Genomic DNA, 9,330 nt, shown 5'->3' with positions numbered 1-9,330 from the left:
TGTGGTGCGATCGCACCACACCCTCATCTATTCTCAATAATGGTTCTCTTTTAGTGGAAGTATTCTTCAGCTTATTCGATAAGTCCATCTCTATATATAGCTTTCAGCTACCTTGTCACCCCGTGAGCTGTATAACTCAAATATATGCAACTAAAATCACAGGTGCATTGGATTCAACATCCGGATGGTTATTAGATATTACGAAATTCTGAATATCCGACCTTTATTCAAGTAGATAATTTTCATAAAAATGTGATTTTTCAGTTAGGTAAAAAACCGATAACTACTATTGCTAATAAATACGATTTAACTGATAAAAATATTCAACAACTGTTACAATAAACATCTATAACGGATATGTTATCAGATATTAAACTACCTCCAAAAACGTTTTATGTGTAGCGAATATTATTTTTAAAAGTATTTTATATAAAATTGTTATTTTACTATCTCGTCTCACTCAATTTTCAGTTTTTGTGAAATTTTAGCATTATTTTTCGTATTTTATATAACTAGATAAAATTTAACTTTGCCAAACTACAAGAGAAAGAAGGAAGATGTTTTTTAGTAGAAGTTCCGATCTACTTACAACCTTTAGGTATTTAATAATTGCTGATAGCTGAGATAATAATTGCTTGATTTATTACCTTCTTTTTTCTTCCATCCCCTTTTTTCTTACGTGTTAATGGTAGTTATATCATGTCCGCACTTTATCGTTTGTGTAAAACCAAGGGTGAATATTTACAGGAAATTTACGTTTTTCCAAGCTTTTAAGCCTTCTTCCCTCTTCCTTCTTCCTTCTTCCTTACTTTCACGCTTACAATACCGATGCTACCGGACATGATATTAAACATTTTTTGGTAGGAAATAATGCTTCAAAGTCAGTCTAGACAAGGGAATTACGTCGATGCCTTAAAAATGGCTAGAACCCGTGCTTATTCAGGATTTATACCTTTTTGACATCAAAGCCTCTGCCCATCTATATTTGATCCTATTTTCTGGCTTTATTTTGTGTAAGTCCCATTAAGAATTACCATGACTAAAAGGTAAATCCTCATTAATTCTCTCCATTTCTAGCTGTTCCATTTCATTAACTTGCCCAATGTAGGACAAGAAGATTTTTGACAAACGATTATGATAAAATTTGTGCATACTATGGTTAGGTGTTGCTGGAAAACCACGCCGTTTTTTATGACGCCCACCAGCACCAGGGTCAAAAGTCTTAATACCATGGTTGATCGCCCATTCTATCGGAGCATAATAACAAGCATCAAAATGTAAACAATCTATTTCGTAAGTGCTGCCCCAATAACGACCGTAAAGGCGATCGCCCTTAGTAATACAAAACGACATTCCTACAGGGAAGCGGTCGTCCTCCTCACTGTAACCTGCCACAAATAATACTCGATGGCGAAAGTCGTGATGTAATTGTTCAAAAAATCGCTTCGTCAAATATTTACTACCCCACCAACCAAATTTATCGCAGGTACTCTCGTAAAAACTGTACATCTTAGAAAACAGAGCTTTCGGTATTTCATCCCCAGTGAAAGTCTGCATTTGTAAACCAGCTTTTCCTACTGCTTTACGTTCCCGCTTAATATTACGACGTTGATTAGCATTAAATACTTTGAGATAGTCATCAAAAGTTTGATAACCTTGATTCTGCCAAATGTAACTATGGTGTAGCCAACTGTTAAAACCATTACGTTGCAGTACAGGATGCCATTCTGGATCGACATAGAGAAAATGACATCCAGAAATATGATGGCGATCGCAAAAATGATCGATTTCCCTGACCATCAAAGCTGTCATTTCATCCTCATCCTCCCCAGGCGATATTAAAAATCTATATCCCTCAGCAGGAGTAAAAGGCGACATTCCCAATAACTTCGGGTAATATTCAATACCTAAGCGGTAAGCTATTTCGGCCCATTGATGGTCAAAAACAAATTCACCTTGACTGTGTCCCTTAATATAAAGTGGAGCTGCTGCTATTAGTTGTCTATCTCGCCATACTGTTAAATGTTGCGGTAGCCATCCACTTCTACCACCCACACTACCAGAAGTTTCCATATTATGCAGCCAGTCCCATTCTAGAAAGGGAGTTTTTAAAGGTTGGGCCAGAGCATCCCACTCTGGTTTAGGGACTTCAGCAATTTTGCCAATCCAGGCTAGAGAATATTGAGGTTTAGGCTGTTGAATCATGTTTAACTCTTTATTGGCGTATCCGATATCTAAGTTAATCTATTCTCAACTTATTGTGCATTTGTTGGCCGTGCTTGAAGAAGTAGTTAGATAGGGGAGCCGCCGATAGGGCGATTTACAGGAGAATGCGGTGATATCATGTCCGGTAGCATCGGTTTCAACAATTAATAATTAATAATTACCTCTCCTTTAAAAGAAGAGGATTGACTCAAAGGAAAATTTTTCTTTTTATCCCCTTAAAGGAGGAAGCTTTAAACCACAATTTTTCGGTAATTAGATAAAAAGAGTGGGGAGTGGGGGAGAAACTGAAAGACATCCTTACTACTCCTTTACAACCAAAATTTATTGTAAAACACCAAAAAACGTACTGCTATAAAGCTAATTTGAAATAGAAGAAATAGGAAAATAACTATTTACCTACTTTACTAACTAATAATTTGTTCTCTTACCCAATTCCGAAAAGTTTTCATGGTTTGATTTATACCCATATTTTGACAGCGAATACTATATTCTGGAATTACTTCAGTTAAGGGTAAATCTGGAAAATTAGGGCTAATTTATGATTCTATATATTTGTTATTTTCTAAAACATAAATTTGTAATTTTCCTTTTTCAAATCGCCAAAGTTCCCCTACTCCTAAATTGGCATAAATATTCAGATGAGTACGAGAAGTTATATATATTTCTAAAGCTAAATCAGGCGGTGGATCGATAGTTAAATCTAGGCGTTCTTTCCCACGAACTTTAGCTTCATTTTCAATATAAAAACAATTATCAGGTTCTATTCCTTTTGCCATTTGCTCATTTTTGAAAGTTGTGGAACCTAGAGTTAAAAATTCTCTGTCTAGCTCTTCTAGAAGCGCTTTTATTAAGTCACTAATAATTTCTTTGCTAAGTTCGTGTTCTGGTAATGGAGTAATAATTTCTAAAGTGTTATTTGCATAAGCTATTCGAGAGGCGCGACTTTCTCCTAAGTCTTTGAGAATTTCTTCAAATTCTTGCCAGCTTACATCTTTTAACAACACTTTTTGCCCTGGTGGTACGGTTAATCTTTTGAGTTCTAGCAGCATTTTTTTCCTTTAATATATGATGACATATTGAAATGCAGTATTATATTCTATTAGATAAGCTGAATTCTTGATTGATAACAACAACCAAGAAAAACTTACATAGATTTTTAATCTAGTAATTTATTGTCAAAAATAAACACTTTGTAGTTTTATTTATCTTCTTTACCATCACAACTGAGACATGATTTTATCACAAGTGCCACATAATTTTATTTGTTGGCCGCGTAATTCACTTTCCCTATGAATATCATCTTCGTTTTCCCTAACAATTATTTCACGTTGTGCATCATAATTAATTAAATAGTCGTACATTAATGCTTTCCAATGTTGACAGTCTTTACTGTAATGATAAATTTTATTGTTTACATCCCAAATATACTTATTTTCTGCTTTGTTTCTTATATCTGAAGCTAAAGATATCTCAATTAATTGTCTTGTGGTATACAATTTTTTCAATATAGACGGACAAATTTTTGTGTAATTACTTTCGATTTCTCGATCCACCTGTTTCAAAATATTTTCGTATTTTATACCTGGAGTATTTTTTGTTTTACGATATATTTCACGAATAATTTTGTTGAATTATACATAGTTATTTGGTATAACTTTAGTTTTGTAAAAGTTGAAATTTTTTTTGTATTTCCTGCGAAGCTTTTCTAAAGTTTCTACTGTTTTTTGTTCCAAGAGATCGATAGTTTCAAATATTCTTCTATGTCCCTGAAAATTAACACCACCAAGTCTATCTATAATTTCTAGACACAGCCAGTATACATAAACTTTCTTGTTTAGATTTTTGATATCTTCTTTGTTGCTACGAGCATTATTCTTTCTTTTTTTACGTTGTAGTTCTTCTTGTGTATAAGAATTAATTTTCTTTTCAAAACTTCCTCCCCAGCAACACTTAATTAAATTGCCAGTATCCGCAAATGGAAAGCTAATAAAACCAATATTAATAAAAGGAAAAAGATTAACTCCTCCCATGAATAGCGAGAACAAAAATACTGATATAAGAAAAATTAAAACGCCTATTCTGCGTAAAGTTGAATCATCTAAATCTCCTTGATGAAGAGTACAGCCGATGTAAATATTTCTTGCTTTATTAATGCTACCAATTTGATTAGAATTATCGCCAGCATTTTGATTAATCTCAGACATTATTTATGCTAACTATCTACATGGTAATATCGCGTGCTGAACCTATTTGACCAATTTGTTTTGCGCTGTCTCCTGCTGTTTGATTAAAATTTCCTGTCTGTTCAACATTGACGCTTTTGGAAGTAGGATTATTTTCTTCCATTAATTTTTTTACTTGTTTTTCTAGGGTTTCATCAGCGTCCAGTATTTTTTTCAATTGTCGCCTGAAAGCTGCTTCTGTATCTTTGTCATTAACTTCTTTAGCAAAGTCTTCTACTGCTTCCTTAGCTGCTTCTTTAGACTCTATTTTTGGCCATAATTTTTCCCAAATAGCCTTTGCTATTTGCCATGTATCCTTACCAGCTTCTTGCAAAAGCCCTTCACTTACTTTTTCACTTCCTTTAATTAAGGATGGCAAGTAGGGAGCCAAAAGTGTTACTAATGCTGCTGTATCTACCATAGAAAGTATTTAATTTATAAATAAATTTTTCATGTTTAAGTATAACACAGAAAACTAAGTATTTTACCGAATAATCAAGGTTTAAAGCAACTTCAATTAACGATAAAAAATAAATTTTTTTCCTTAAGCATCAATCTTAATTCGTTTTAATAATAGGTAATTGTTAATTATTAATTGTTGAACTCTACTCCTGTTTTAGCTGCTACCTGAAAATAAGTATTCAACTGAACATGATATAACAAGGAACGAGTTAGTTAAGACTTATGTTGATAATGAACCGTAAGACAGAGAAATACTTTTCCCACTCTTGCCTATTGCCTACTATATAGCACTACGCAAATAGGGGGCGGACATTTATAAATGCTCAAAGTTAGTCAGGAATTACTTCTGACTTCTGACTTCTGACTTCTGACTTGCGCGTAGCGCTACATTACCCAGGAACGCACCATATTTTAATCGTCTTATCATTACTCCCACTCGCTAAACTCTTACCATCCCGACTAAAAATCACCGAAAATACATCAGAAGAATGACCCTTAAGAGTTTCCAACAATTCTCCGGTGACAACATCCCATAAATTAATAATCCCATTACGATACCCACCCGCAACAATTTTTCCATCTGGACTAAACGCAACAGACAAAACATCGCTCATACCATATTTCAAATTTTGTATAGGTGTCGAAATAAGTTCCCCTCCATAAACCTGCCATAACTTAATCGTGCCATCCCTACTACCACTAGCTAATGTGCCACCATCTGGACTAAAAACAAGCGATCGCACCCAATCAGAATGGCCTTTAATTGTAAACACCTCTTTTGCCTTCTGAAAATCCCATATTTTAATTGTTTGGTCGCGACCCCCGCTTGCCAATATCTCACCATCTTTATTGAAAGCAACACTATAAACCCGGTCTTCATGACCAACAAGAGTAAACCACCGCTTTGCCTTCTGTAAATTCCACACTTCAATTGCCTTATCTCTCCCCCCACTCGCTAATACCTGACCATCTGGACTAAATGTCACTGCATCCACCCAGTCAGAGTGACCGATGAGAGTAAACCAGCGTTTGCCTTTCTTCATATCCCAAATTTCAATAGTCTTATCCCGACTCCCACTCGCTAACATTTCTCCATTTTCACTAAATGCCACAGTTTGTACTGAGTCGCCATGACCAGTCAGGGTATACCAACGTCTACCTTTGTTCACATCCCAAATTTCAATAGTCTTATCCCGACTCCCACTAGCTAAAATTTCTCCATTCGGACTAAATGCTACTGAATTTACCGAGTCAAAATGTCCGGTCAGGGTCGATACACATTTCCAAGTTGACCTTTGTGGTTGAGGAATAATTGTCGGTTGGATAACATGAGGCGGTGCAGTTATAGAATTTTTTGTTTGTCTAATGGGTGTATATGTAGATATTGGCGCTCTGGTGGGGGTAGGAGATGGTGTTGGTCTTCTGGTTGGGGATGGTGTGGGTGGAGAAATATTAGGGAGAGTAGGGAGTTTCTGTTCTGAGTTTAATTCTTTCATTACCTCAGCAGCAGACTGATAACGCATTTTGGGGTTAGTTGCCAGCATTTTATCAAGAATTCTGCCTAACATACTATTAATAGACTGATTCAAATAATCTCGCCACACCCATTTATCTTTCATTACATCAAATAGATCGAAAGGAGATACTTGAGTTAATAAATGAATACAAGTCACCCCCAAACTATAGATATCGCTAGCAAAAATAGCATGACCTCTTACTTGTTCTGGAGCGACATATTCCGGACTGCCAATTATTGTTCCAGGTTGCATTAAAGCAGTTCCAGTAATAACTTTAGCTGCACCAAAATCAACTAATACTAATCGATTTGTATTAGTCATCCATCCTGTAGTTTGTGGTAAAAAATTACGACGAATAATATTTTCTGGTTTGAGATCCCGATGAATTACTTTATGTTCGTGAATAAACTGTAAAACTGGTAATAATTCATTCAATATTTGTTTGATTTGACCGTCGTTAAAATGACCTATTTTTGTTGACTCTTGAGCAAGATTAGAACCATCAATAAATTCCTGTACTAAATATTGATTATTATCCTGTTCAAAGTGAGCTAATAATTCTGGAATTTGTGGATGTTGACCAAGTTCATCTAATCTAATTGCTTCTTGTTGAAATAACTCGGCAGCTTTTTTTGGGTCGCCAGTATTTTGAGGTAAAAATTGTTTAATTACACAAGGAGGGTGAGAAGGTTTATCTTCATCTACGGCATAAAAAGTCCGACCAAACCCACCCCTACCTATAGGTTTCATAGGGCGATATCTTTCTCTGAGCAATAATTTTGACCCACAAGCTAGACAATATAATATTTCTTCAGGATTTTGAGGATTTGGGCATTGAGGATTTAAACAGTAGCTCATTATAAGTATTAAAAAGATTCGGCAACTATAGAGCTACGCGCAAGTTAGAAGTCAGAAGTCAGAAGTCAGAAGTCAGAAGTTATCCTTGACTGAATTTGAGTGTTTATAATTGTCCTAAACTATTTGCGTAGTGCTATATCTCTATATTAATTCTTCCCTTGGACAGAGTGTAAATAGCCTAAATTGAACTATAAGTCTGGTATTACTGAACTTATTCCGAATTTATGTCTAATAATAATTATGTCAAATGTTAATTTAACTGATGATATTCAGGTTTCTCAGCCTTCTCAGCAAGTTCCATTATGGGCAAAAGCGATCGCTTTATTGGCTCTTTTGAATCTTACTCTAGGACTATTTAATATTAGTTATGTGTCGTTACGGGACATTTATTTTAGGTATTTGCCTGCTGTTGTTAGAGTTTATGACCCAATCAAAGGTATAGAACCTAATATTCAGACGGATAATTATCTTGTTACTGTGAATCAATTGGTGGCACAACTACCAGAAAAAGGACTCCTAGACCCAACTACAAAAGATTTATTAACTTCTTGACGCAGTAAGAGTGTGGCCTTAATAGAAGATGACCCATTTATAGCAGGTAATAAGTTTGCCACTTTTGCCAAAATTCAACGACGAATGCGTAAACGAGTGAGGATTGAATCTACAAGAAAAGCTTTTGTAACTTTCTGGAGTATCGATTATTTAATGTCAAAAAATGTTACTCAGGAAATTGATTTTTTTGAGAATAAAATTAGTCCTTTAAAGGGAACTTTTTGACAGTTTAGCTAAACAATTTCAAGATGCTTTACGTCAAGAACTTCAGGATGAAGCAACATTGCATGAACTGCAGTCTTTACTGTCTGATTTATTGGAAGAAATGAAGTTAAATTATATTCAAAATTATCAGAAACTAACACCAAAACAAATTATCGATGAAATGGCATAAATTGAACAGGTTGCTGAAAATATTCAAGATGAGAAAGAGTAAATTTTTTGTGGAAAAATAACATAATAATTTCCTGTGTAATGCTGCGTAAACAGCTATCAGTAACAAGAATCTCTCATATAGACAGTGTTTAAATTAAAAAATACTTTAAGGAAAAGGGATGCAACTTTTATAGTAAGAAAATTAATAATGTCTGTTGTTAAAACATAAGGTTTATTGTCAAAACCGGGTTCCTTTTGACCCGAACATTCATCCTTTTTGAGATGCTGCTACTCCAGTTCAATTGGGTTCATTTTTGAGCAATACCTCCACACTATGGAAAAATGGTTAATGGCTAAGGAGAAATTGAATCCTTAATCAATTAATTAATTAATTAACAGAAAAAACCTATGCTTACTTACAATTTCAACTCCAATAAAGTGCGTGTTATTTTTGGAGACGGTGACGAACCTTATTTTGTTGTGGAAGATATTTGTGATATTTTAAAAATACCTGATGGTAGGTTGAGCGATGAGGACAAAATTACGCAAAAATATACGACGAACAAGAAATTATTGTTACTTCCGAATTTGGGCTATATGAGTTAATAATGAATTCCTTAGGAGAGAAGGAATTTAAGCGCTGGATACTGAGGGAAATTTTACCGACTATCAGAGAAACTGCTATGGTTAAAAGCTACCCTTCTAGAGAGATGATTTATGCACTAGCAATACTGAAGGAAGTTACTTACAGCGAAAGAGATGACAAAGCTTATTTCACTTTTAACGCTACAGCGAAATTATGTGGTACTGGAAACTCGGGATTAAAAAAAGATTTACAAGATAAGATTTATCAACTTCTTGGTTGGTATACAAAAGCAGATTTAGCGAGCAGAGATAAGTGGATCAAAGGTCATACAAAGTTTTCAGACGTAATAATAGCCAAAATCATTGAATATTATGCTTTTGAAGCTCCTGAGTCCAACGACAGAGTAAAAGATATAGCAATGAGCGCTGGCATCTTTACATATTACATAAATATTGATAATGTAACATAAAAGTAACTGTATGAGCTGTATTTTTCATAAATTAGGCGATCGCTAAAGGTTAAAGTTTTAAGG

The 9,330-nt window shown here is 34.7% G+C and carries 11 protein-coding genes; 5 read left to right on the top strand and 6 right to left on the bottom strand.

The window, feature by feature from the left end; all coding sequences use genetic code 11:
* Window positions 1-212 (top strand): hypothetical protein (locus F6K27_RS31295; RefSeq protein ID WP_287279718.1); only part of this gene is annotated, 212 nt, incomplete at its 5' end.
* An 811-nt stretch (window positions 213-1,023) separates the two neighbouring features.
* Here the strand turns inward: F6K27_RS31295 and F6K27_RS31290 are convergent.
* The 6 genes from F6K27_RS31290 to F6K27_RS31265 all read right to left on the bottom strand — a co-directional run bounded on the left by F6K27_RS31290 (window position 1,024) and on the right by F6K27_RS31265 (window position 7,285).
* The gene (locus tag F6K27_RS31290; RefSeq protein WP_124147165.1) at window positions 1,024-2,205 is read right to left on the bottom strand and encodes a GNAT family N-acetyltransferase; all 1,182 of its coding nucleotides are present in this window, start codon (window positions 2,203-2,205) and stop codon (window positions 1,024-1,026) included.
* Window positions 2,206-2,762: 557 nt separating this feature from the next.
* On the bottom strand, window positions 2,763-3,275 hold the full coding sequence (locus F6K27_RS31285; RefSeq protein WP_353736097.1) for a Uma2 family endonuclease: 513 nt from the start codon (window positions 3,273-3,275) through the stop codon (window positions 2,763-2,765).
* Window positions 3,276-3,443: 168 nt separating this feature from the next.
* The gene (locus F6K27_RS31280; protein WP_287279717.1) at window positions 3,444-3,779 is read right to left on the bottom strand and encodes a hypothetical protein; all 336 of its coding nucleotides are present in this window, start codon (window positions 3,777-3,779) and stop codon (window positions 3,444-3,446) included.
* Between the two features lie 78 nt (window positions 3,780-3,857).
* On the bottom strand, window positions 3,858-4,430 hold the full coding sequence (locus F6K27_RS31275; protein ID WP_287279716.1) for a hypothetical protein: 573 nt from the start codon (window positions 4,428-4,430) through the stop codon (window positions 3,858-3,860).
* Window positions 4,431-4,446: 16 nt separating this feature from the next.
* On the bottom strand, window positions 4,447-4,869 hold the full coding sequence (locus F6K27_RS31270; RefSeq protein ID WP_287279715.1) for a hypothetical protein: 423 nt from the start codon (window positions 4,867-4,869) through the stop codon (window positions 4,447-4,449).
* Between the two features lie 430 nt (window positions 4,870-5,299).
* The gene (locus F6K27_RS31265) at window positions 5,300-7,285 is read right to left on the bottom strand and encodes a serine/threonine-protein kinase (protein ID WP_287279714.1); all 1,986 of its coding nucleotides are present in this window, start codon (window positions 7,283-7,285) and stop codon (window positions 5,300-5,302) included.
* Window positions 7,286-7,525: 240 nt separating this feature from the next.
* On the opposite strand from F6K27_RS31265, the gene F6K27_RS31260 reads away from it, so the two are divergent.
* From F6K27_RS31260 to F6K27_RS31245, 4 genes are all read left to right on the top strand, one after another.
* The gene (locus F6K27_RS31260) at window positions 7,526-7,837 is read left to right on the top strand and encodes a hypothetical protein (RefSeq protein WP_124147160.1); all 312 of its coding nucleotides are present in this window, start codon (window positions 7,526-7,528) and stop codon (window positions 7,835-7,837) included.
* Window positions 7,838-7,849: 12 nt separating this feature from the next.
* On the top strand, window positions 7,850-8,062 hold the full coding sequence (locus tag F6K27_RS31255; RefSeq protein ID WP_124147159.1) for a hypothetical protein: 213 nt from the start codon (window positions 7,850-7,852) through the stop codon (window positions 8,060-8,062).
* A 558-nt stretch (window positions 8,063-8,620) separates the two neighbouring features.
* Window positions 8,621-8,818, top strand: a complete 198-nt coding sequence (locus F6K27_RS31250) for a hypothetical protein (protein ID WP_124147158.1) — start codon at window positions 8,621-8,623, stop codon at window positions 8,816-8,818.
* A gap of 2 nt (window positions 8,819-8,820) precedes the next feature.
* A complete protein-coding gene (locus F6K27_RS31245; RefSeq protein ID WP_287279713.1) occupies window positions 8,821-9,267 on the top strand; it encodes a hypothetical protein in 447 nt (148 codons plus the stop codon).
* Window positions 9,268-9,330 lie beyond the last annotated feature (63 nt).

The organism is Okeania sp. SIO2F5 (assembly GCF_010692685.1).
Lineage (GTDB): Bacteria > Cyanobacteriota > Cyanobacteriia > Cyanobacteriales > Microcoleaceae > Okeania > Okeania hirsuta.
The sequence above is the reverse complement of the archived record's forward strand: the minus strand, read 5'-3'. Positions and strand labels throughout refer to the sequence as shown.